The sequence below is a fragment of the Shewanella sp. SACH genome (genome assembly GCF_001887095.2).
Taxonomy (GTDB): domain Bacteria; phylum Pseudomonadota; class Gammaproteobacteria; order Enterobacterales; family Shewanellaceae; genus Shewanella; species Shewanella baltica.
Genome location: NZ_MPDG02000003.1, coordinates 34619 through 56738, shown reverse-complemented (window position 1 = coordinate 56738; position 22120 = coordinate 34619). Strand labels below are relative to the sequence as shown.

The window sequence follows — 22120 nt, the reverse complement described above, 5'->3', positions numbered from 1 at the left end:
GTAAACTCCGCGCCCATTGTCAATAAAGTTTTTATAGCACCCTGCCTCATCCAAGAATGAGCCCGCGTGTTAGGAATTGGAGTAAAATAGCTATGTACGCTGTTTTTCAAAGTGGTGGTAAACAACACCGTGTAGCCGAAGGCCACACTGTTCGTTTAGAAAAGTTAGAAGTTGCAACTGGTGAAACTATCGAATTCGATCAAGTTCTTTTGATCGCTGATGGCGAAACAGTGCATGTTGGTGCTCCTTTAGTAGCTGGCGGTAAAGTCGTTGCTGAAGTTGTAAGTCACGGTCGTGGCGATAAAGTAACTATCGTTAAGTTCCGTCGTCGTAAGCATCACGACAAGAAAATGGGCCACCGTCAGTGGTTCACTGAAGTTAAAATTACTGCTATCAACGCATAATAGGAGTCTAACTCATGGCACATAAAAAAGCTGGCGGTTCTACTCGTAACGGCCGCGATTCAGAAAGTAAACGTCTAGGTGTTAAGCGCTTTGGCGGTGAATCAGTTCTAGCTGGTAACATTATCGTTCGTCAACGTGGTACTAAATTCCACGCTGGTGTAAACGTAGGTATTGGTCGTGACCATACTCTGTTTGCTCTGACTGACGGTAAAGTGAAATTCGAAGTTAAAGGCGCTAATAACCGTAAGTTTATTAGCATCGAAGCTTAATTTTCGAACCTAGCTTATACTGTTAAAGCCCCGCCATTGGTGGGGCTTTCTGTTTTTTGTGCTTCTATTTACGCCGTGTAGATGCTTGAGTTGGTAAATGATTACCAAGAATGAGCATTGACAGGTAAGATTGGGAGCAAAGTATCTCGAGTTTTTTGGCGACCAATGAAGTTAGACGGTATAATTGCTTCATTCAGTGGTGCCAGGAGTAAGTATGAAGTTTGTCGATGAGGCAGTAATTAGGGTCGAAGCAGGCGACGGCGGTAGCGGTTGTGTTAGCTTTAGGCGCGAAAAGTATGTACCTGATGGTGGTCCTGATGGTGGTGATGGTGGCGACGGCGGCAGTGTTTTCCTGCAAGCTGACGAAAACTTCAACACTTTGATCGAGTTCCGTTTTGAACGTTTTCACATGGCTGAACGTGGCGAAAATGGTCGTGGCCGTGATTGTACCGGTCACAGCGGTAAAGATCTGATCTTAAAAGTTCCTGTTGGTACTCGCGCGGTCGATCATGATACTGAAGAAGTCCTTGGGGATTTAACGACCCACGGTCAAAAGCTATTGGTTGCCAAAGGTGGTTTCCATGGTTTAGGTAACACCCGTTTTAAGAGCAGTACTAACCGTGCCCCACGTCAAAAGACGTTAGGAACACCTGGTGAAGTTCGTAGCCTTAAATTAGAGTTGTTACTGTTGGCTGACGTTGGTTTGCTTGGCATGCCTAACGCGGGTAAGTCGACATTCATTCGTGCGGTTTCCCGTGCAACGCCGAAAGTGGCTGATTATCCGTTTACAACACTAGTGCCTAACTTAGGTGTGGTTAATCCACGTCCTGGTCAAAGCTTTGTGATCGCGGATATTCCAGGTCTTATCGAAGGCGCAGCCGATGGTGCGGGTTTAGGTATTCGCTTCTTAAAGCATCTTGAGCGTTGTCGTATTCTACTGCACATCATCGACATTGAGCCTATTGACGGAACCGATCCGGTTGAGTCTGCACGCGCTATCGTTGGTGAGCTTGAGAAATACTCTCCAAAACTGGCAAGCAAGCCACGTTGGTTAGTCTTTAACAAAACCGATTTGCTGCTTGAAGAAGAGCTGCAACAAAAGGTTGATCGCATCGTTAAAGAAATGGGTTGGGAAGGCGACGTTTACACTATTTCTGCCTACAACCGCGACGGCACTAATGAGTTGGCATTAAAGCTCCTCGATTATATTGCGAGCTTGCCACCAGAAGACAATGAAATCGACCCAGACAGTGAAGTCGAGTTCAAGTGGGATAATTATCATCAAGCTAACTTAGATTCTGTAAATGAAGACTATGTTGATGAAGATGATGACGACGACTTTGATGATGACGACTACGACGTAGAAGTTATTTACCAGAGATAATCTTACCGTCTTAATTTTGAGAGTTCCGTGTACGCAGATACTCAAAATGATATTACTCGGCAAGTTGTGCGTGCTGCACAACTGCTACTGGCCTACGGCGCAGAATCTGATTTAGTTGAAGAAATCAGCCAGCGTCTAGGTCAGGCTTTAGGCCTTGCCAGCGTAGAGCTCTCTATTTCCTCCAATTCCCTCGTGTTAACCAGTTTGGTTCATGGTCGCTGTATCACTACGACTCGTCGTATTCGTGAGCATGGCATTAATATGACCATAGTTTGTGAATTACAACGCATCTGTTTATTAGCTGAAAAAGGTCTGTATGGCCCCAACGAAGTCCGTAAACGTTTGGCGCGGATTGAGCCTAAAACCTATCCTCCTAGTTTAGTTGTCTTCATGATTGGCCTGTCTTGTGCCAGTTTTTGTCACCTGTTTAATGGTGATCTTATCTCGTGTGTGATTACCTTTTTTGCCGCAGCTGTGGGCATGTCGGTACGTTTAGCGATTGCTAAGCAGCATTTTAATTTATTGGTTAACTTTGCCGTCACGGCTTTCGTCACCAGTATGTTGGCTCAAACTGGCTATGTGTTTGCATTGAGTGAAACGCCTAAAGCAGCTATGGCCGCGAGTGTGCTAATGCTGGTGCCGGGTTTTCCGATGATCAATGCGATTTCTGACATGGTGAAAGGGCATATGAATGTCGGCATCTCCCGTTGGGGCCATGCGACCTTGCTGACCGTTTCTTCTGTGATAGGCATTACGATTGCGATGCAGATCGGCGGGATTTTCCTATGATGGAACTACTGATAACGCTGCTGCACGATGCTTTTTTCTCAGCAATTCCCGCCGTGGGATTTGCTATGGTGTTTAATGTTCCTAAACGATTTCTTCCCTATTGCGCCTTAGCGGGAGCCATTGGTCATAGCTCGCGTACCTTAATGCTACAGTTTGGTTTACCGATTGAGTGGGCCACATTTGCCGCTGCTGCAATCGTCGGGATTATTACTATAGGGTTTGGAAAACGCCATTTAGCGCCACCTTTAATGTATGCTGTCGCCGCTATTATACCTATGATCCCTGGCACTTATGCCTTTAATACCGTCATTGCCTTAGTGCAACTGACTGCTCAGTCTCAGGTGAGTCCGGAACTGACGGCACAAGTGATTAGTAATGGCCTCAAAACCGTCTTTATTCTCGGGGCGTTAGCTGTGGGGCTGGCCATGCCGAGCTTGCTGTATTTCAGAACCCGCCCCGTCATTCAATAATTCTATTTCAATAAAACAGGAGTGAGCATGCGCATTGCTATGATAGCCGCGATGGCAAACAATCGAGTCATCGGAAAAGAGAATAAAATGCCATGGCATCTTCCTGAAGATCTACGTCACTTTAAAGCCATGACCCTAGGAAAGCCTGTGGTGATGGGGCGTAAGACCTTTGAGTCCATTGGTAGACCTCTTCCTGGCCGACATAACATAGTGATTTCACGTCAAACGGATCTCGTCATTGAGGGAGTGACCTGTGTAACCTCCTTTGATGCAGCCAAACAAGCCGCCGGCGAGTGTGAAGAGTTAGTGGTGATTGGTGGCGGTCAGCTTTATGCCGAGTTATTACCTTACGCAGATACCTTATATTTGACGCAAATCAAGCTAGAGGTTGAGGGTGATACATTTTTCCCCCACTGGGATGACGGAACTTGGAAAGAAACGGAATCTTTGTCTAGTATAAATGCGGATGGTTTGGAATATCGCTTTATCAACTTGGCAAAAAAATGTTAAATTGCAGCCTCTGTTGTGTACCCTGTGTGTATGGGGCGTCATTTTATCTAACGTATTGCATCATATCGGACATTTAGTTTTCACGGAAAGAAGAGATAGCCTATTTCGTTATCCTAGATTTCGAACGAGAGCTAAAGCCAAGAGGTCAATACCCTTTAGAGACGAGATGCAGCCCATACAAAATTGATAATAAAACTATAAGAAAGTATTAAGGAGTATCGGATGCGTCTTATGCCTGTAGCCTTGGCTGCGTTAATTGGATTTAGCTATATCACTGTACCAACCCCTGCTGTTGCGGGCGTTGATCCACTCGTCGCGAGTATTTGCGATTACGTAAAAGCTAACGATAAAAACCGCCTACGTAAAAAATTAAAAGAAAGCCGCGTTAAGCTACGTCAGATTTACAGTGGCATCAGTTGCGATGGCGCAAGTCTATTGCGTACCGCTTACGGCGCGAGTGCTAACGATGCCGGTGAGTTTGTAGCTAAACGTTTGTCAGTGACGGAACTGAGTGTCGCTGAAGCGGATGGTATGACTATCCAAGCTTGGGCAGAAGCAAACGGTCATGGTGATAGCCCTATCACTGCTGCAGTGAAAGAGCGTCTTGGCGCTGCTGCGGGCGGCGAAGAAGAGTAATCGCTGAGCTGGACTCGTTGCACCGAACTAGCGGCACTTTAGCTCTATTTGCAGCTTAGTGATATTAAGTGACGAGTATTAAGCAACGGGTTTAAGTCATTAGCGTTAAGAGCCTAGTATTAAGCGCTTTGTATTAAACGTCAGGCCTTGAATCAGAAAAAATGCCGAACTTAAGTTCGGCATTTTTTATGGCCCTAATTTGCACTAAGTCGGTCAGACCGAGTGATTGGTATGATAGGGAAAGTAAATTTGGCCCAAAAGAAAGGGCCGCTAAGCGACCCTTGGTTTAGAAGGTTTTAGCAATTAACATTTAGACTCTAAATTCACCTACTGAGGCTTGAAGCTCTTCTGCTAGTTTGGCGACTTGATGGCTAGACTGAGCCGTTTGATCTGCGCCGATAGCCGTTTCTTCCGAAATGGCAGCAATATGCTCGAGTTTCTCAGACACTTGCTGACTCACTAAATTCTGCTCTTGAGCTGCATGGGCGATATGAGTGCCTGAGTCATAGGCCTTATGCACAGACTGGCTAATGGTTTCGAGGGCAATGTTGGCTTGCTCAGTTTTTTCAACACAGGCATTCGCCTGAGCACGTCCCATATCCATAGCGGCAACGGCTTGCTCTGCACCTTGTTGCAACACTTCGATCATCTGTTGGATCTCTCGGGTTGATACCTGAGTGCGTGAGGCTAAGCTACGGACTTCATCGGCAACCACCGCAAAGCCACGACCTTGTTCACCGGCTCTAGCAGCTTCAATGGCGGCGTTAAGGGCGAGTAGGTTAGTCTGCTCTGCAATGCCGCGGATCACATCCAAAATTGAGCCAATTGAGGCGCTATCAGACTGCACTTTATTGATCACTACGCCTGCCTTGGCGACTTCATCGGCTAAAGCCAAAATCGTCAGTTTGTTCTCTTCGGCAATGGCTCGCATATGCTGAGTTTCTTGGTCGGCTTGCTTGATTTGCTCAAGGGCTTGATCGGCACTTAACGACACTTGTTGCGCGCTAGATCTCAGTTCTGTGGTTGCAGTGGCCACTTGGTCCACTTGGCTTTTTTGCTCTTGAATGCCGGAGGTAGTTTGCGCTGTGATTGCCGACGTTTGTTCAGCTGCCGCGGCCAGTTGGTTCGATCTATCCAAGATGCCGATAATCAAACTGCGTAAGCTATCGACGAGACGGTTGCAGTTTTTCGCCAGCTCTGCAAATTCATCGTGTCCAGAGTCATCAAGCTTATGGGTAAGGTTGCCTGAGGCTAAGACGTTTAGAGCATTGTTCACTTGGCTTAGTGAGCGTTTGAGCGGATTCACTACAGCAAAACTCACAATGACAGCGACAACAATGGCAATTAACACTACAACCATGGTTTGTATGCTAGCAGAGTCAATCTTAGCTATGGTGTCGTTGCTCATGTTGGCGGCAACAAGTTCGATGTTATTACTCACATCATCCATGTTGGAATTAATAACTTTCACGTCTTTTTCGATAATACCGAGTTTGACCACGGCTTCTTTAGAATGGGAAAGCTGGCTCGATTTCAGCTGCAACATAGATTGCGGGCCAGTAACAAGCGCTAAAACTTTTTCAATATCTTTAGTGACTGAACTTAAGGTATCCGCATCGACGATACCTTGACCGTGACGATTCACATATTCAAGTTTGTTTTTGGTTTCGCTGATAATGTAGTCAAGTTCTTTAGAGATCAGTTCGTGTTTATTGTCTTCTTCATTGGTCACTAAGTCTGCGATAGTGGTGATGATATTCCCGAGGCTAGTATCAATCGCGCTGGCTGACGCGGCCAGACTCTGCTCATCGGGATTTTGACTGCTTTCTAAATCAACAATATCGAGCAGTTCCGATGAGGCATCATCGGCGGCATTTTCGAGTTTTTTCTTTAGATTAACTAACTGTTCTTGCTTGCTTAATGAAGCTTCACGTTCGGCGATCATAGCAAGGCTGTCTCGTTCAAAGCTTGAGAAGCTACCGCTTAATTGGCTGATTAAGGAGGTGAGCTCTGGCTGGCTTTTCACTAATTGGGTGATGTTAGCTATTTCGTTTTTGAACTGAGTTCCATGATCATCGAACACTTTGCGAATACTGGGAATATTGGCCGATTTAGGCGTGTGATAGGCAATCAGGATTTGTCTTTGTTGCTCACTCAATGTTTCACTGAGGTGATTGGTCGACTTAAGCGCGGGCAAGCTTAATTCTTGCATCATCGCCGAGCTTGCTTTTAGGCTGTTGTTGGTGAGGTAGGATGTAAATCCTAGCACCACGAGCAAAAGCGTGACAATACCAAATCCGCCAATCACTCTGGTGGCTACGTTAAATTTCATAGGATACTCCGATTTTTATTATATTTTTCCAAATGAAAACAGGGCGATTTCAGGGTTAGGCGGCTCAGTCTGTTATCGACTTTAAGCTGTTTTAGTTTAACTCTTTTTTAACTTTTTTTGCGTAATTTTTTGGTCTTTTTCAAGATGCCATAGGGTTAAGTGTTCACCCCAGCAACAACCTGTATCTAAAGCCTTTAATTTACTATCGCCGACATTGCCCATCAGTGCTGCCCAATGGCCGAAAACCAAGGTGTGGCTTTGGCGCAGGGGCGAAGCAAACTCAAACCAAGGTTTGAGTTGTGGATTAGTACAGTTTTCAGGAGGTTGTTTACAATCAAAATCGAGTCGGCCATCGACATAGAGGTAGCGCATGCGTGTTAATGCGTTGATGCAGTAACGTAGGCGCTCTATGCCAATTGCACTTGGGTCCCATTGTTCGGCGCTATCCGAATACATTTGGCTTATCAGTGCCTCAAGATAATCATCTTGTTTGAGTGCGCAACTGACGAGTGCGGCTTCTTCTCTTAATACTTCAAGCGACCACAGCGGTGGCACACCCGCATGACTCATGATGAGTTGGTGTTCGGGTAATTCACGCATTAGGGGTTGCTGTCTCAGCCAGTCAATTGAGGCTGAAATGTCGGGCGATTCAAGAATTTCAGTTAAATTATCGCTGGGCTTAGCGCGTTTGAGCTTGCCGTGTAACGCCATTAAGTGGAGATCGTGATTGCCTAAAACCGTTTTAGCGGAATCACCTAAAGAACGAAAAAAGCGCAGTGTAGCTAAGGAATCTGGTCCGCGAGCAACAAGATCACCTACAGCCCAGAGTTCATCACGTGAGGGATTAAAATCGACCTTAGCGAGTAATTTTTGTAATTCAGCGAAACAGCCTTGAATATCACCAACAAAATAATGCGCCACAGTACCCCTTTCCTAACGATATTAATGTAGTAAGCCTGGGGTCGCTAAACGGAAGGGACGGATCGTCGCTTGGAAATGCTCACCCGATTCGCTGACCATACCATAAGTGCCATGCATTATGCCAAGGGGTGTATCGAGCACTGTGCCACTGGTGTATTGATAGGCGGTATTTGGCGCTATGGTTGGTGTTTCACCGACAACTCCGGCGCCTTGGACTTCACTGGTATTGCCATTGGCATCTGTGATTATCCAGTGACGGGTTTCGAGTTTAGCCGCCTGCTCACCTAAATTGATGATAGTGATGGTATAGCTGAAGAGGTATTTTTCATCCTCGGGCGAGGACTGCTGCTCTATATATTCAGTTTTAACTTCAACCCGAATGGAGGTGTCCAATGCGCTCATTCTTGTTCCTAGGCTCTGGTTAAAGGGCACCTAAGTGCCCAGACATATTTATGCTTTCTTATCGCAAACCATGTTAGCCATAGCAACATACTGTTGCACGCTAATCTGCTCTGGACGTTGACTTGAGTCAATCTCTAATTGCTCGAACTCATCGTCAGATAACATGTGCTTTAAGTTATTACGCAGAGTCTTACGACGCATGTTGAACGCCGTAGTACAAAGGTGACGTAGTACGGTCACATCTTTGCAAGGGAACGGTTTTACAGCGTATGGCAATAAGCGTACGACTGCTGAGTCGACCTTAGGCGCGGGCGTAAAGCTGTGGGGCGGCACTTCAAGAACCGGAACCACTTGGCAGAAGTATTGCGCCATTACCGTTAAACGGCCATAGGCTTTACAACCTGGGCTTGCCGATAAACGCAGTACCACTTCTTTTTGCAGCATAAAGTGCATGGTTTCAATCTGTTCGGCAAATTCGAACAGGTGGAACATCAGCGGCGTTGAAATGTTGTAAGGTAAGTTACCAAACACTTTCATCTTTTTGCCAGGCACACTCAGTTGACCAAAATCAAACTGCAGTGCATCACCTTGGTGAATGGTCAGTTTATCTTTAAGGACTGGGTGATGATGTAAGCGTTCAACTAGATCGCGGTCAAGTTCGACGACGGTCAGATTATCTACAGCTTCGGCTACGGGTTCGGTTAAGGCACCAAGGCCTGGGCCGATCTCGACCATCACATGGTGATTATCGGGGGAAATTGCGCCCACAATGCGATCAATCACATTGCCGTCGGTAAGGAAGTTTTGTCCGAAACGCTTTCTGGCCGTGTGGCCTAAATGTACTTTGTTGCTCATTAATAATGTAATCGTTTAGTTCTTTGAGGATAACTCAATGGCTTTATTCAGAGCACACACAAAGCTGCCAATATCGGCTTTGCCTGTACCCGCGAGATCGAGCGCCGTACCATGGTCAACCGAGGTACGAATATAAGGTAAACCTAAGGTGATGTTTACCGATTTGCCAAATCCTTGTGACTTGAGAACGGGAAGTCCTTGGTCATGGTACATGGCCAAGACGACATCGGCGTCCTGTAAATATTTAGGTTGGAACAGGGTATCGGCCGGTAATGGGCCGACAATATTCATCTGGAACTCTTCTCGCAACTCGTTGAGTGCAGGAATAATCACGTCGATTTCTTCACGCCCTAAATGGCCGTCTTCACCTGCGTGTGGATTAAGGCCACAAACATAAATTTTCGGTGAAACTATGCCAAATTTGCTGATGAGATCGGCATGTAAAATCTTGATAATATGCTGTAGGCGTTGACGCGTTATCGCTTTTGCAACATAGGCCAGTGGAATATGTGTGGTCACGAGTGCCACTTGTAATCCCGGCGTTGCCAGCATCATCACCACATCAGGGCAATTTGCTTGATGGGCAAAAAACTCAGTATGGCCACTAAAGGAAATACCCGCTTGATTGATAATGCCTTTGTGTACCGGACCTGTCACGACTGCATCAAACTCGCCGCTCATGTTTTTCTCGCCCGCATAACGCAAGGTTTCAACTACATAAGTGCTGTTTTGCTCATCGAGTTGACCGCAAATCGATTCGGTCACTAGCTTGAAGGGGGCGATGGTTAATGTGCCCGCTTCTTGCGGTTTAGGCGCTTGATTTGGCTGGTAAGGGCGGAAAGTCACTTGCAAACCGAGTCGTTTAGCACGGCTGGTTAATAATTCTGGATCCGCACAAACGACTAACTCAGCAGGCCAAGCCTGCTGAGCGAGTTGTACGACTAAATCGGGGCCAATACCTGCGGGTTCGCCTGGGGTAACGGCAATACGTTTAGTGCTCAATTAGAATTAACCTCGATTGGTCTCTGGCTGGAAGATTTCAATGTATGCGTCCGAACGCATTTCGTCTAGCCAGTTTTGCAGTTCTTCGTTAAATTTGCGACGGAAGATCAACTGGTGCGCACGGTTACTGTTGAACTGATCCGTGGCATCGGTTTTTCTGCGTTCTTCTAACTGGGTAATGTGCCAACCGTGAGTAGTACGGAATGGCTCGCTGATCTGGTCAGTTTTTAAACTGTTAAGGGTTTGAGCGAACTCTGGCACGTAAATGCTTGGCTCTGCCCAACCTAATTCGCCGCCTTTAGTGGCTGAACCTGGATCTTCAGAATATTGACGCGCTAGGTCTTCAAACTTAGCTTCACCTGAGCGAATTTGCTTCAGAAATTGCTCAAGCATGGCTTTAGCACGATCTTCTGACAAAATTGGCGATGGCTTGAGCAAAATGTGGCGCGCTCTGACTTCTTCAATTTCTTTGGTTTGTAGGCCGCGAGCATCCATGATTTTAATAATATGGAAACCTGCACCACTCTTAATCGGGCCGATAATGTCACCCGTTTTCGCACCGTTGATCACTTCGGCGAACAGGGTTGGCATTTCGTTGATGTTCATGTAGTCCCAAATACCGCCTTCGAGTGCTTTAGGGCCCGAAGAAGATGCGATAGCGGTACGACGGAAATCTTCACCACTCTTCAAACGCTCCAAAACGATATTGGCACGTTTGCTCGAGGATTCCAGTTGTTCACTGGTAGGATTATTTGGCACGTCAATCAGGATGTGGCCAATTTGGTATTCCACATCTTTCATCCCTTGTTCTTGGATGAGTTTGACTAGGCTAGTAATTTCCTGTGGTGACACTTGGATACGACGTTGTACTTGAATACGTTGAATTTCACCTAAGGTGATTTCTTCGCGCAATTGCTCGCGGTATTGGCTGAAGCTTAACCCTTCGCTTTCAATTTTCTGTTGCATCTGCGCCACAGACATTTTTTGTTCGCGTGCGATGTTTTCAATCGCTTGGTCTAATTGTAAGTCACCAATATGCAGGCCAATACGATCTGCCATTTGCAGTTGTAAACGGGTCAAGATCAAACGTTCAATCACCTGAGTGCGCAGGGCACTGTCAGAAGGTAACGATTGGTTTGCCGTTTTGGCATTGGCTTTAACAGTGTCAATCATGTTAGTGATTTCACTTTCGAGCACTATGCCGTCGTTAATTTGGACCGCAACGCGGTCGAGCGGCTGAGGTGCGGCCAATGTAGGTTGGCTGATAGCGAGTGCAAATAAAGCAAAAATCAGATGTTTACTGGGTTTCATCCACAAAATCCTTGGCACGTTCTAAGGTCAGGTTCGACGGCTTAATTGAAATAACTTTACCATTTATATCGAAATTACAGCGAGTTGCCCTAATGTAATTTTTTGGCGATGCATTTGAGTGCATGGTTAAACCTTAAGATCCGCTTTTATTAGCGTTAGCAAAAGGCAAACGATAAAGCACTCATTAACCTGTTTGGACTCTCAGTCCTTGTTGAGGTTCAGCAATCTATCACAATTCTTTGCTAATTCCTCAGATAAAGCGGTTTTCTGTAGTTAAACAGGCCGTCATTGAGCATATCGGTTACGCCTAATGGGCCAGAACCACCCAGTCCTTTAATGACTAAATTCAGGTAGAAGCCGCTTTCAAACTGCTCACGCGAGTCGATAGCAGCAGAGCCAATGTTGTCGTCATAGTTAGTTTTAATGCGGTAGTGATAACTAAATCGCACCGCATAACAACATGATTCGTATTGAATACCTGTGTAGGTTTCAATGCTGCGGCTTTCGTTTAAGTCATAATACCAATTACCCACGAAGTAGAGATCGTCACTGATGGGCCAAGCGCCACGAACACCCGCTTGAGAGATGTTCACAGTATCATTGGTATTGGAGTTTAATAAATCGGGGACGTACCGATAGCTAAATTGCAGCAATTTGTTCGCTTCGGGTCTGAAATCTAAGGTGACTTCCGTTTTTTTATTTTCACTGGTGTTGGTGTCGTATTGAATTGCCGCACCCATGTACCAATCATTCGTCAAACGGGTATCTAACTCGGCAGCCAGTACTGATGTCGATTGATTTGATTCGAAAATATTGTCTTCGTAGCCGACTTTACTGTCCTGCAGGTAAAAAATTTGCCCTAAGCTGAATTTAGTCGCTTCTTGGTTGTGACTGTCAAAGATACGCGTGGTAACACCTAGCGTGACTTGATTCGCATCGGAAATGCGATCCAGTCCCGAGAAGCGGCGATCACGGAATAGACCAAAATAGTCATCCTGTAATTGGGCCGTATCGTAAATTCCTATGCCGCGTTGGTCTTCGTAGCCAACATAAAGATATTGGAATTGCGGTTCCAGTGTTTGGCGATAGTTTTCATCGAAAAGCTCAGTAAAACGCTCGAAGTTAATCTGACCATTAATCCGTACTTGCGGAATGGTACGGCTTACCGTGTCATCGACAACAAGATCAGGGTCTTCATTATGCTGCCAATAATTGGTCTGCATCAGCTTCACTTGGCTGGTCAGTGAGCCCGAAGGTCCGTGAATTGGCAGGGTCACGCTCGGTGACATATGTAAACGCGTCGCCGTGTTCACATTGTTGTCTTGATGGGCAAAATTCGTCAGCTCTGAATTAAAGCCAAAATCTAAATTGTTCCAAAAATCGGCGGCGCGAAAGTTAAAGTTGACCTGAGGCATCACCTGATACGGTTTTTCGTCTTCACCGAGTACTTTAATATCTTGGACCCGGGTGCTGATATCCCAGTTACTTTCGAAGTAGCTGATTTCACCTATGCGCGACAATTGGTTGTCAGTTGCACGGTTAACATCTGACTTTAAGTCATTGAAATAGTTGTTGTCTGACACGTCGGTAAAATTAGCTAATACCCGCCAATTCTTGTCGATTGACCCTTGGTGTTGCCAGTTGTACAGGTAGCGATTAGGGCTGCCACTGATCAATTGGTCGTTGCCTAGATATTCAAAATTGACTCGACCTTTTTGAGCCTCGCCTGCTAAATAACCAAACTCAGTCTTAGTGAATAAACCACGGTTAGACATATAGTTAGGTGTAAAGGTTAAATCATATTCAGGGGCAATGTTCCAGTAATAGGGCGCAGCAATTTCGACGCCATTAGTGGTACTGGTACTAAAGCTGGGGTAGAGAAAGCCCGACTTACGTTTATCTGAAACCGGCACTGTCATGTAGGGAATGTAGAATACAGGCACGCCGCCGACTCTTAACTTGGCATTCCAAATTTCACCCCATTCTTCTTCACTGTTAATCTTGATTTTCTCGGCTTCGAGCAGCCAAGAGACATTGTCAGGAGGACAAGTGGTAAAGTTGGTATTGGTTAAAATTAAATTGTTATTGATGGTAATTTGCAGCTTTTCTGCATCGCCATGGACCTGTTGTCCATGCAGCCAATATTGCGCCCCTTTAAGGGTGGCACGATTGGAGCGCATTTGAGCTTGTAATGACTCGGCGGTAACAGTGAAGTTACTGTCTTGGAAGACTAAATTACCATTGGCATCAAACTGTTCGGTCGCTTGATCTAAAATCGCCTCATCGGCCGCTATGTGTCTATCGCCTTGGCTAAAAACCACATCACCACGAAAAATCGCCTGTTTGCCCATTTCGGCATTGGTGTTATCAGACGTGATACGAATTTTGTTGAGTTCAGCCGCACTCATTCCTTGGGTTTGAGATACGATACGGGGTACTGGCGGTTCGATTAAGCATTGAGATGCCGAAGCGGTTGGAGAGTCGTCTGCCAGGACTAATTGCGGTAACAGGCTCAGGGCCAGAAGGTATCGGATCTGCATCTTTAGGTCAGTAATTATGATTTCTTATTCTGGACAAGTATGGATGGGGAAAGTTGCAATTTACAAACGCAACGCCGCTTAATAAATCTCTCAATTTCTTAGCTGTTTCCAAATTATATGCCAGCTATAATAAAGCAATTTTTCTTTAAGAGCCATGAAATGACTTTATCCGATCCGAGATTTCTTTCCCTAAATCAGTGGCTGAATGCATATTTTTCCGATGAGGTGACACCAGTATTGATTTCCGGTGACGCAAGTTTTAGACGTTACTTTCGGATCACGACGCCCGATGCCACCTTTATCGCCGCCGATTCACCGCCACAACTGGTACCCATCGTACCCTTTATCGCTTTATCTAATGCCTATGCCGCCGTGGGATTGACAGTTCCAAAAGTGATCCATGCCGACGCTGCTCAAGGTTTTATGCTGATGAGCGACTTAGGCGATACCCAGCTGTTATCAGTGCTTAACGTGCAAAACGTGGCTGACTATTATCGTCAGGCGCTCGATTTACTGCCGCAAGTGGCCTCTGTAGTTGAAAGTCAGCATCTTGATAGCGGCCTAGTTGAGCCCTTACCTCTGTACGACGAAGCCTTTGTTCGCCGTGAATTGCACATCTTTACTGAGTGGCTACTCGGCACTCATCTTAATTTGTCTTTGGACGAGTCAGAGCTGCAAATGCTAAGCGATAGCTTCGATCTGCTTGTCGACAATGCGCTATCTCAGCCTAGCGTGGGGATGCATAGGGATTTCCATAGCCGCAATCTTATGCTGCAAGCAGGCAAGCTGTGCGTAATTGATTTTCAGGATGCCGTCGTCGGCCCTGTGACCTACGACGCGGTATCGCTATTGCGTGATTGTTATATTCGCTGGCCGCAGCAGTTAGTCGCAGACTTGATGCAATACCATTATCAGCAAGCACTCGCGCTAGGCTTCATTCCCGCACTGGCTACTATGGAACAATATCAAACTTGGTTTGATCTCATGGGCTTGCAGCGTCATATCAAGGCGGTGGGGATTTTTGCACGGTTAAATTATCGTGACAGTAAACCTGCGTATATGGCGGATATTCCACTGACATTAACGTATATTGTCGACATTGCCATGCAGTATCCCGAACTCGTGTCATTTGCACACTGGTTGACTCGTCGCGTGTTGCCTGCGTTTGCAGCTAGCCAGTCTTTATCTGAGGTTAAGCAATGAAAGCCATGATCTTGGCCGCCGGACGAGGTGAGAGGTTACGGCCGTTAACGGATAATATGCCTAAACCTATGGTGCCAGTATTAGGTAAACCGTTGATTGTTTACCATATTGAAAAACTCGCCGCGTTAGGCATAGTCGATATCGTCATCAACCATGCTTGGCTAGGGCATAAATTAGTCGAGGCGCTGGGCGATGGCAGCGCTTTTGGGGTGCGAATTCGCTATAGCGCCGAAGAGAGTGCGCTTGAAACCGGCGGCGGCATTAAACGGGCTTTGCCTTTATTGTGTGAGGGGGAAAGCGATGAACCCTTTTTGGTCATTAATGGTGATGTGTTTATCGATGCCTTACCGCCAATCACGCAGCTTGCTGCCGATACGCTCGCCCATCTCTGGCTAGTGCCTAATCCTGAGCAGCATCCGCAGGGGGATTTCGCCTTGAGTGGCAATCGAGTGCAGGAGCTTGGTGAGACTAAGCACACTTTCTCTGGCATGGGCATTTATCGGCCGTCGCTGTTTAATCACACGCCGCAGGGCGCGTTTGCACTCGGTCCGCTGCTTAGAAAGCAAATGGCCCAAGGCCGAGTCAGCGGCGCGCTGTTTCACGGGCTTTGGTGCGATGTTGGCACGATTGCACGCCTGCAAGGGCTCGAACTCAGATTACAAAGCAATACCTAAATATCTGTGCTTGCTTATCCATAGGATAGCGCTGGCACATCAAATACATTATAGAAATCAGGATATAAGATGCGCTTTTGGGGTAAGTTTTTTGGGTTTATCATTGGCTTTATGTTCGGCCGCATCTTTGGTGCTTTGCTCGGCTTGTGGCTCGGGCACCTCTACGATAAGCGCGCAGCTTCTGGCGTGGGGTTTCGACAAGTTCTAGGGCAGGCTAAGAATCGCCAAGCGATCTTCTTCAATACCACCTTTGCGGTGATGGGGCATGTGGCGAAAGCGTCGGGACAGGTGACTGAAACCGATATTCGCATCGCGACCCTGTTGATGGATCAAATGCGCTTAACCGGTGAAGCCCGTAAAGAAGCGCAGCAGGCGTTTCGCGAGGGGAAATCGGCGGATTTTGATCTACGCAGCAGCCTCCAAGCTTTCCGCGTTATTACCATGGGACGCAAAGAGTTAGTGCAGATGTTCATTGAAATTCAGATCCAAACGGCATTGTCCGATGGTGAACTGGATCCCGCTGAACACGCTATCTTGATGACGATTGCCCAAGAGTTAGGTTATGGTCGAGTGCAGTTAGATGAGTTACTGAAGCGCTGGCAAGCGGAGTTTCGCTTTCATCAGACCTCAAGTGGTAATAAAACATCGATTACCGATGCCTACAGTTTGCTGGGGATTACTAACGAGGCCAGCGACCAAGAAGTTAAGCGAGCTTACCGTAAGTTGATGAACGAACATCATCCCGATAAGTTAGTCGCTAAAGGCCTGCCACCGGAAATGATGGAGTTGGCAAATCGTAAGGCACAGGATATTCAAGCGGCCTATGACAGAGTCAAGTCTGAGCGTGGTATGCGTTAGTCTTGATTGCTTTGGATTTTATAAAAGATAAGGAATTCATTATGAAAAACACGCATAGCCTGTTGCTATTGGCGAGTTTGTTACCTGTGACTATGTCCGCGCAGGCCGAGGTGTTTGTCGCACCTTTTGGCGGTTATAGTCTGGGCGGCGGTCAATTTGATGTTAATCAAATTAACGTCAATGCAGATCAAACGGGCGACAAGAAAAATGTGAAGGTCGAGGAATCGAGCCATTACGGCCTGATGCTGGGCATTGGCACGAATGATCCCGGAAATATTTATCTTTTATACAGTCACCAAGCCTCTGAACTCAAAAGTGGCGGTTTGTTTACGCCCGATCGTCTAACCTCGTTAGACTTAGATTACATCCACTTAGGCGGCACTTTATATTTCCCCCGTGGCGATATTCGACCCTATGTCACCGCAAGTGCGGGGATAACCCGCATGTTGCCCGACGCTTGGTCGAGTGAAACGCGTTTCTCTATGGGGATTGGCGGTGGGGTCGAGTATCAAGTGACGCCACACTTTGGTTTGTTTGCAGATATCCGCGGTTACGCGACGTTTATCAACAGCGACAGTTCGTTGTTTTGCAATGAAGATGAATGCCTATGGCATATTACGTCGGATGTGATGTGGCAGGCGCAGGCTAACCTTGGGCTCAAAGTCAGTTTTTAGCGCTAACACATCGTCTTAAAAGGAGATTTAGCGGCATGAAGATAGTTGTACTCGATGGCGAAACCTTAAATCCTGGCGATCTCAGTTGGCAATCCTTGACTGAATTAGGCGAGTTTGCGTGTTTCCCTCGCACCGCTGGCGCCGATATTGTTGCGCGTGCCCAAAGTGCAGAGATCATTCTCACCAATAAAACGCCGCTCAATGCTAAGACTCTGGCGCAACTTCCGGCACTGAAATACATAGGCGTATTGGCAACGGGTACTAACGTTGTCGATATAGCGGCTGCAAAAGCGCGCGGTATAGTGGTAACGAATGTGCCCGCTTATGCGCCCGATGCCGTAGCGCAGATGGTTTTTGCCCATATACTGCATCACACCCAAGCCGTGGCTGCCCATCATCAAGCCGTGGTCGATGGTCTGTGGGTGAACTGCCAAGATTTTTGTTTCACCTTAATGCCGCTGCAATCCTTAAAAGGCAAGACTTTAGGTTTAATAGGTTATGGTGATATCGGCCAGCAGGTTGGGACGCTCGCCCTTGCATTCGGGATGAAAGTGCTCGTCAATACCCGCTCTGTTATCAAAGACTTGCCCCAAGGTTCCACTTGGGTACCGCGTGATACTGTGCTGAGCGAATCAGATATTATCTCGCTGCATTGCCCGCTTACCCCTGAGACTGAGCAATTTATCAATCAGCAAACTCTTGCTTTGATGAAGCCTAATGCGCTGCTGATTAATACGGCACGCGGTGGATTAATTGATGAGGCCGCGCTTGCTGCAGCGCTTTCACAAAACCGCTTATTTGCCGGTGTCGATGTGTTATCGACCGAGCCGCCCAGCGCGGATAATCCCTTATTGCATGCACCAAATATCAGTATTAGTCCCCATAATGCGTGGGCGACTAAGGAAGCGAGACAAAGTCTACTCAATATTGCCGTGGCGAATGTGCACGGTTATTTACAGGGTGAAGTGATTAACTGCGTGAACAAGTAAAGCGGTATGCGTCTTTCTCTCTTTTCATCATATTGACGTTTGAAGAGAGAAAGACGCTATAGGATTAACTATTTTTGAGTCTTTCTTCTACGCATCCACCACACACCCAATAAGCCCGTGATGGCTAATACGCCAAATACAACCGGTTTTTTCAGCTTGTGGTACAGTGCGTTCCATTCAGCTATTTCATTGGCCTGTGCTCGTTTTACTGCACCGTCAAAATCAGGCGTTTCACACTGCAAACCAAAGTTTTCGGCCCAAGGCACAAAGGGGCCGTTGGCGACGTATTTTTTGTAGTAGCGTAGGGCAAGTTCTTGATCTCGATACAATACCCAACCCGTGGCTTGACAGAGTAGCGCGGCATAGGCTTGGCTGTTGTGGGGCACATGATCCGATGCCTTGTTGGCCAGTTCCGCCGCCGTGTAGCGATAATGGAAGCGTTTATCGGGAACGGCTTGGCTGGCGCTGAGCCGCAGCTGTTCTTTTTCGGCCAATTTGCTCGGTTCATTCCAATCGCTTAGATCGAATACCCCTTGGTAGATAGCGTAATCTGGGGCTAATTCAAACCCTAAGATTTCCATACCTTGATGGCGGGCAAGTTCTGCTGCAGCCCAATAGGCCTTAGCGCTATCAATGCCTGTTGCATTTTTCGCCGCTTTCAGCTCAGTGCCATAGGTGAGGGCGCTGGCATTAAGATTAGGATTAGGGAAATAAGCAGGCGCTTCGGCAATTGCGCCTTCACGTAATAATCTGCGGCCTAGTAAATAGCGTAAGCGATTGTTAATCGGCTCAATGTTATCGTACCAGTCGCTATCTTTAGGATATTCGAAGGCGATAAGCGGCACATGCTCATCGATAAATAACTTAAGTTCAGCCGTGGTGAGAACGCGCTCCGCCACATAGGCGATGTCTTGCCAGTACTCGTCGCCGCTGGCGAGTAAGTGATTGAGCGCATCGACATATTCGCCGCGCTCTAGTGATAACACGCCTTGCTCTGCGCGAATACGACAGTAAGTGGCTATATCTTCATCGGCATTAATGGCTTGCTGTTGAGTCTCTTTAGCATCAACTGTGGCCAATGCTTCATTAGACTGTTTGGGGAAGTGACGCGCTGCCTGAGCATAGGCCTTGGCCGCTTCTGCTTGATCGCCCTTTTGTAGCAGTAATTTTGCGTTGAGCCACCAAGTGAGGCCGCTGGGTTTCGCTAGCGTCAATAGGCGCTCAGCACTGGCATAATCCCCAAGCTGGTAATAAATCGCGGCTAACTTATCGCCATGGTTGAGTTGTAAACCATCGGTTGGAAACACTTTGAGGATGTCAGCTACCTTTGAGCCCATTTCCGAAAGCTGGCCATCGTAGGCAAATTCATTGGTGCTGCTTTGCCAATAGGCAATCAATAACTGCTGCACGCTCGCCTGTTGCAGTAGCGGTTTTAGTTCAGCAATGTCTTTCCCCATCAAGGTGCGGCTTAACATCAATAAAGAATCATAACCGCCGCTATCGCCTTGCACCGATTGGGTGGCATAGAGCTCAATTGCCTTATTCAGTGCATCAGGGGTAAGCGTCATTTGTAGCTCAGTATCATCTGCACTTTGATTGGTCACTTGCGGGAGCGGCTGGCCTTGGTGCAGCAGAATATAGGCTTGCTCACCTAGGCTAGCTAAGCTCAAACGCAGGGGATCGGCGACGCCTTGGGTGACTTCGTTTTGCAATTGAGCCAGGTAAGCGTTGGCACGATTAAAGTGCTCAGGATCCGCTGAGGTTTTACTTAAGATAAGCTCAATACGCGACAGCGAATAGAGTGCCCACAGACTGCGAGATGCGCGTTCATTTTCTGGTAATTTAATGATTTTACTGAAATAGTTACTCGCTCTATCATAATCTTTTGCCTCAAACGCCACGGCGCCTAAGGTGTACCAGGTCAGCGCTTGGGGCAAATCCTTATCCAACTTAGCGGCCATTTGTTCGGCCTCGATTGGACCTGTCGCATCCCGTAGTGTGTTCACTAAGATTAAATGGGCTTCACTTAACTCGCTGTTTTCAAAGGCGCGAGTTTGTGACAGATAACGGCTATGCACTTCATCCCACAGATATTCCTGCGCGGCTGGCGCATCTTGATACTGCCAAGGCAAAGGTTTTGCGAGGGCGGTTAGCTGCTGGCTGAAAGAGGTTTGCGGTAAATAACTGAGATTACTCTGCCTGTCCTGAGTCAATTGCAAAGGGAAGTCGGGGCCGCAGGCCAAGAGCATTGGCGAAAATAGGCTTAAACAGATAAGCGTGGTTTTTTTAAGCATAAAAGCCTGATTGGATGTTGCCATTGTGGATGATGATGTTGGCTTATGGCGCATAAATTCCCTGTAAATATAATGACTCACAACGTGCCCAGCCTATCACTTTCTGGCCGCCAGGGTTGAGCATGTGTTTTTGAGTTTGTTTGTTTGCTTGCGGCATTGGCATGTTCGTCGCGCTTGGAGCAGTGTCAGTCGGCGCCAACGCGGCGGTATTGTCAGCTCGCCACTGCCAGACTAACAGGCCATTTTTTTGTATTACGCGATAGCCATTTTGCGCATCATACCCGCTGCAAGCTTGTCCCGCTAGGGACAAAGTCGTGGGAATCTCGCCAGCAATATTACCGCGATTAATTAAGCTCAGTTGGAATAGCTGTGGCTTGAGGATTTCTTGGTTTTTAGTCTTATTTTCAGTGGCTAATGTCGTTTGGGTATCGTTATCGCTTGAGATCACTAATTCAATCTTGGCGGCAAGTTTACCTTGCTGCGCAACGGCGATTAAGGTGTCGAGTGGCCAGACTCTTTTATCCCCTTCCAGCGGCAGCCTGAACCAGATAATGCCTTTGAGCTTGGCATCCGCGTGGCTTTGCAGTTTGTGCACAAAAGCTTGCAACACTTGCGGATCGGCCATCAGTTCCTGTACTGCATGGGTATCATTGAGTTGACCTCGAAGCGGTGTTTCACTCTCAACTTTATAACCTGAAGCTGTGCTGATGACCGCCGAGCCGTAAGCGGGAAGCGCAATAAGATAAGGTACAGTACTGATTTTTGAGAGTTGCTGCACCCATTGCCAACCTTGATCGGCATCGAATAGTCCGAGGCGTGGGTCGCTCACGCTGTGAATTTGCAGCACGAGTTCATCGATATTGGTGAGTAATGCGGGGAAATTGGCGCTATTGAGCCAAGCGGGCAGGGCGGTAATGCTGAGTTTAAGGTCAGCAGGTAACTGCGCTTTAAGCTTTTTAAGAAAATCCCGATAGGCGGGCAGTTTGCTGCTAGCGCTGTCGTGATCGATTTCAACTCCGGCTATGTGCGTGCCTTTTGCCTGCCAATCTGTCAGTACTTGGCTGATTTTACGGATCACTTGTTCATCATTTAAATGCACGAACTGACCATCTAAGCGAATCACGGCGATTTTGGGTCTAGGATCTGCCTGTAGCCAAGCATGATTGACCGCGACTTCAAACCAAATGTTTGCGCCATTGGGTTTTGGATGTGCTTGCAGCGCTAAAATGCGCAATCCTTGGAATGCTCCTTGGCTTTGCACTAATGCCGTTTGATTGGCGGGGCGCCATTGGCGCTGCCAGATATAGACTTCCTGGGTGAGCGGAGCACGAGGCATTGCGGTTGCTGAGGTGACTTCTGCTGTATGACTGGCATCTGGGGTTGTCTTGAGTTCACTCGGTTCCGATGCGGGCTGACAGGCGCTCATGAATAGAGTGGTGCTCAACAAAGCGAATAACAGCCATTGATTTAGGCTAATGTTTTTAACCAGATTGCCTATGCCCATACTACTGCTATCGATTCCGTTTTGAGTGAGGCATTACTATGCCCGAAAAAGCTCGCTTTTACATCGCGGTCAAACTTCTGATAATGCCCCTAAGCTTGG

Annotated in this window: 22 protein-coding genes; 12 read left to right on the top strand and 10 right to left on the bottom strand. The window is 47.1% G+C overall.

Annotated elements, in window-relative coordinates; all coding sequences use genetic code 11:
• Nucleotides 1-92 precede the first annotated feature (92 nt).
• The 7 genes from rplU to BM607_RS14405 all read left to right on the top strand — a co-directional run bounded on the left by rplU (nt 93) and on the right by BM607_RS14405 (nt 4462).
• Entirely contained in the window at nt 93-404 is a 312-nt protein-coding gene (rplU, locus tag BM607_RS14435; protein WP_006080526.1) for a 50S ribosomal protein L21, read from the top strand.
• Nucleotides 405-418: 14 nt separating this feature from the next.
• The gene (rpmA, locus tag BM607_RS14430) at nt 419-673 is read left to right on the top strand and encodes a 50S ribosomal protein L27 (RefSeq protein WP_006080527.1); all 255 of its coding nucleotides are present in this window, start codon (nt 419-421) and stop codon (nt 671-673) included.
• A gap of 214 nt (nt 674-887) precedes the next feature.
• On the top strand, nt 888-2057 hold the full coding sequence (cgtA, locus tag BM607_RS14425) for an Obg family GTPase CgtA (RefSeq protein ID WP_006080528.1): 1170 nt from the start codon (nt 888-890) through the stop codon (nt 2055-2057).
• Between the two features lie 27 nt (nt 2058-2084).
• Nucleotides 2085-2846 (top strand): threonine/serine exporter family protein, encoded by a 762-nt coding sequence (locus tag BM607_RS14420; RefSeq protein ID WP_006080529.1) that lies wholly within the window; start codon nt 2085-2087, stop codon nt 2844-2846.
• The gene (locus BM607_RS14415) at nt 2843-3316 is read left to right on the top strand and encodes a threonine/serine exporter family protein (RefSeq protein WP_006080531.1); all 474 of its coding nucleotides are present in this window, start codon (nt 2843-2845) and stop codon (nt 3314-3316) included. Before BM607_RS14420 ends, BM607_RS14415 begins: the two co-directional genes overlap by 4 nt.
• Before the next feature lie 27 nt (nt 3317-3343).
• Nucleotides 3344-3826, top strand: a complete 483-nt coding sequence (gene folA, locus BM607_RS14410) for a type 3 dihydrofolate reductase (RefSeq protein ID WP_006080532.1) — start codon at nt 3344-3346, stop codon at nt 3824-3826.
• A gap of 222 nt (nt 3827-4048) precedes the next feature.
• Nucleotides 4049-4462: a DUF3718 domain-containing protein gene (locus tag BM607_RS14405; RefSeq protein WP_006080534.1), complete on the top strand. Its 414-nt coding sequence runs from the start codon at nt 4049-4051 to the stop codon at nt 4460-4462.
• Nucleotides 4463-4772: 310 nt separating this feature from the next.
• On the opposite strand, the gene BM607_RS14400 is transcribed toward BM607_RS14405, so the two are convergent.
• The 8 genes from BM607_RS14400 to lptD all read right to left on the bottom strand — a co-directional run bounded on the left by BM607_RS14400 (nt 4773) and on the right by lptD (nt 13825).
• Nucleotides 4773-6794, bottom strand: a complete 2022-nt coding sequence (locus BM607_RS14400) for a methyl-accepting chemotaxis protein (RefSeq protein WP_071940190.1) — start codon at nt 6792-6794, stop codon at nt 4773-4775.
• Nucleotides 6795-6890: 96 nt separating this feature from the next.
• Nucleotides 6891-7715 carry a symmetrical bis(5'-nucleosyl)-tetraphosphatase gene (locus tag BM607_RS14395; protein WP_071940191.1) on the bottom strand — a complete coding sequence of 275 codons (825 nt, stop codon included), beginning with the start codon at nt 7713-7715 and terminating at the stop codon, nt 6891-6893.
• 21 nt (nt 7716-7736) lie between these two features.
• Nucleotides 7737-8117 carry a Co2+/Mg2+ efflux protein ApaG gene (apaG, locus tag BM607_RS14390; protein ID WP_006080538.1) on the bottom strand — a complete coding sequence of 127 codons (381 nt, stop codon included), beginning with the start codon at nt 8115-8117 and terminating at the stop codon, nt 7737-7739.
• A 48-nt stretch (nt 8118-8165) separates the two neighbouring features.
• Complete coding sequence (gene rsmA, locus BM607_RS14385) at nt 8166-8972, bottom strand: 16S rRNA (adenine(1518)-N(6)/adenine(1519)-N(6))-dimethyltransferase RsmA (RefSeq protein WP_071940192.1); 807 nt, start codon at nt 8970-8972, stop codon at nt 8166-8168.
• 15 nt (nt 8973-8987) lie between these two features.
• Nucleotides 8988-9974: a 4-hydroxythreonine-4-phosphate dehydrogenase PdxA gene (pdxA, locus tag BM607_RS14380; protein WP_006085824.1), complete on the bottom strand. Its 987-nt coding sequence runs from the start codon at nt 9972-9974 to the stop codon at nt 8988-8990.
• A gap of 6 nt (nt 9975-9980) precedes the next feature.
• Complete coding sequence (gene surA, locus BM607_RS14375) at nt 9981-11285, bottom strand: peptidylprolyl isomerase SurA (protein ID WP_006085822.1); 1305 nt, start codon at nt 11283-11285, stop codon at nt 9981-9983.
• A complete protein-coding gene (locus BM607_RS14370) occupies nt 11272-11409 on the bottom strand; it encodes a hypothetical protein (protein WP_006085821.1) in 138 nt (45 codons plus the stop codon). The genes surA and BM607_RS14370 overlap by 14 nt, the downstream gene beginning before the upstream one ends.
• Nucleotides 11410-11527: 118 nt before the next feature.
• Complete coding sequence (gene lptD / locus BM607_RS14365) at nt 11528-13825, bottom strand: LPS assembly protein LptD (protein WP_071940193.1); 2298 nt, start codon at nt 13823-13825, stop codon at nt 11528-11530.
• A gap of 159 nt (nt 13826-13984) precedes the next feature.
• Here lptD and BM607_RS14360 point away from each other — a divergent pair, with 159 nt between their 5' ends.
• The 5 genes from BM607_RS14360 (at nt 13985) to BM607_RS14340 (ending at nt 18223) form a co-directional block, all read left to right on the top strand.
• Complete coding sequence (locus BM607_RS14360; protein WP_083548638.1) at nt 13985-15028, top strand: phosphotransferase; 1044 nt, start codon at nt 13985-13987, stop codon at nt 15026-15028.
• Nucleotides 15025-15702, top strand: coding sequence for an N-acetylmuramate alpha-1-phosphate uridylyltransferase MurU (murU, locus tag BM607_RS14355; protein ID WP_071940195.1), 678 nt, complete (start codon nt 15025-15027; stop codon nt 15700-15702). Before BM607_RS14360 ends, murU begins: the two co-directional genes overlap by 4 nt.
• Before the next feature lie 69 nt (nt 15703-15771).
• Nucleotides 15772-16560: a co-chaperone DjlA gene (gene djlA / locus BM607_RS14350; RefSeq protein ID WP_071940196.1), complete on the top strand. Its 789-nt coding sequence runs from the start codon at nt 15772-15774 to the stop codon at nt 16558-16560.
• Between the two features lie 41 nt (nt 16561-16601).
• Nucleotides 16602-17234: a porin family protein gene (locus tag BM607_RS14345; protein WP_071940197.1), complete on the top strand. Its 633-nt coding sequence runs from the start codon at nt 16602-16604 to the stop codon at nt 17232-17234.
• 35 nt (nt 17235-17269) lie between these two features.
• Nucleotides 17270-18223, top strand: a complete 954-nt coding sequence (locus tag BM607_RS14340) for a D-2-hydroxyacid dehydrogenase (protein ID WP_071940198.1) — start codon at nt 17270-17272, stop codon at nt 18221-18223.
• Between the two features lie 68 nt (nt 18224-18291).
• On the opposite strand, the gene BM607_RS14335 is transcribed toward BM607_RS14340, so the two are convergent.
• Both BM607_RS14335 and BM607_RS14330 read right to left on the bottom strand, forming a co-directional pair.
• A complete protein-coding gene (locus BM607_RS14335; RefSeq protein WP_071940199.1) occupies nt 18292-20571 on the bottom strand; it encodes a hypothetical protein in 2280 nt (759 codons plus the stop codon).
• On the bottom strand, nt 20561-22021 hold the full coding sequence (locus BM607_RS14330; protein ID WP_071940200.1) for a DUF3142 domain-containing protein: 1461 nt from the start codon (nt 22019-22021) through the stop codon (nt 20561-20563). Before BM607_RS14330 ends, BM607_RS14335 begins: the two co-directional genes overlap by 11 nt.
• Between the last annotated feature and the right edge of the window lie 99 nt (nt 22022-22120).

Bases quoted from the DNA above. Each gene is read 5' to 3' on its own strand.
- rplU (WP_006080526.1), top strand. From the start codon at position 93: ATGTACGCTGTTTTTCAAAGTGGTGGTAAACAACACCGTGTAGCCGAA.
- rpmA (WP_006080527.1), top strand. From the start codon at position 419: ATGGCACATAAAAAAGCTGGCGGTTCTACTCGTAACGGCCGCGATTCA.
- cgtA (WP_006080528.1), top strand. From the start codon at position 888: ATGAAGTTTGTCGATGAGGCAGTAATTAGGGTCGAAGCAGGCGACGGC.
- BM607_RS14415 (WP_006080531.1), top strand. From the start codon at position 2,843: ATGATGGAACTACTGATAACGCTGCTGCACGATGCTTTTTTCTCAGCA.
- folA (WP_006080532.1), top strand. From the start codon at position 3,344: ATGCGCATTGCTATGATAGCCGCGATGGCAAACAATCGAGTCATCGGA.
- BM607_RS14405 (WP_006080534.1), top strand. From the start codon at position 4,049: ATGCGTCTTATGCCTGTAGCCTTGGCTGCGTTAATTGGATTTAGCTAT.
- BM607_RS14400 (WP_071940190.1), bottom strand. From the start codon at position 6,794: ATGAAATTTAACGTAGCCACCAGAGTGATTGGCGGATTTGGTATTGTC.
- apaG (WP_006080538.1), bottom strand. From the start codon at position 8,117: ATGAGCGCATTGGACACCTCCATTCGGGTTGAAGTTAAAACTGAATAT.
- rsmA (WP_071940192.1), bottom strand. From the start codon at position 8,972: ATGAGCAACAAAGTACATTTAGGCCACACGGCCAGAAAGCGTTTCGGA.
- surA (WP_006085822.1), bottom strand. From the start codon at position 11,285: ATGAAACCCAGTAAACATCTGATTTTTGCTTTATTTGCACTCGCTATC.
- BM607_RS14370 (WP_006085821.1), bottom strand. From the start codon at position 11,409: ATGCACTCAAATGCATCGCCAAAAAATTACATTAGGGCAACTCGCTGT.
- lptD (WP_071940193.1), bottom strand. From the start codon at position 13,825: ATGCAGATCCGATACCTTCTGGCCCTGAGCCTGTTACCGCAATTAGTC.
- BM607_RS14360 (WP_083548638.1), top strand. From the start codon at position 13,985: ATGACTTTATCCGATCCGAGATTTCTTTCCCTAAATCAGTGGCTGAAT.
- murU (WP_071940195.1), top strand. From the start codon at position 15,025: ATGAAAGCCATGATCTTGGCCGCCGGACGAGGTGAGAGGTTACGGCCG.
- djlA (WP_071940196.1), top strand. From the start codon at position 15,772: ATGCGCTTTTGGGGTAAGTTTTTTGGGTTTATCATTGGCTTTATGTTC.
- BM607_RS14345 (WP_071940197.1), top strand. From the start codon at position 16,602: ATGAAAAACACGCATAGCCTGTTGCTATTGGCGAGTTTGTTACCTGTG.
- BM607_RS14340 (WP_071940198.1), top strand. From the start codon at position 17,270: ATGAAGATAGTTGTACTCGATGGCGAAACCTTAAATCCTGGCGATCTC.
- BM607_RS14335 (WP_071940199.1), bottom strand. From the start codon at position 20,571: ATGCGCCATAAGCCAACATCATCATCCACAATGGCAACATCCAATCAG.
- BM607_RS14330 (WP_071940200.1), bottom strand. From the start codon at position 22,021: ATGGGCATAGGCAATCTGGTTAAAAACATTAGCCTAAATCAATGGCTG.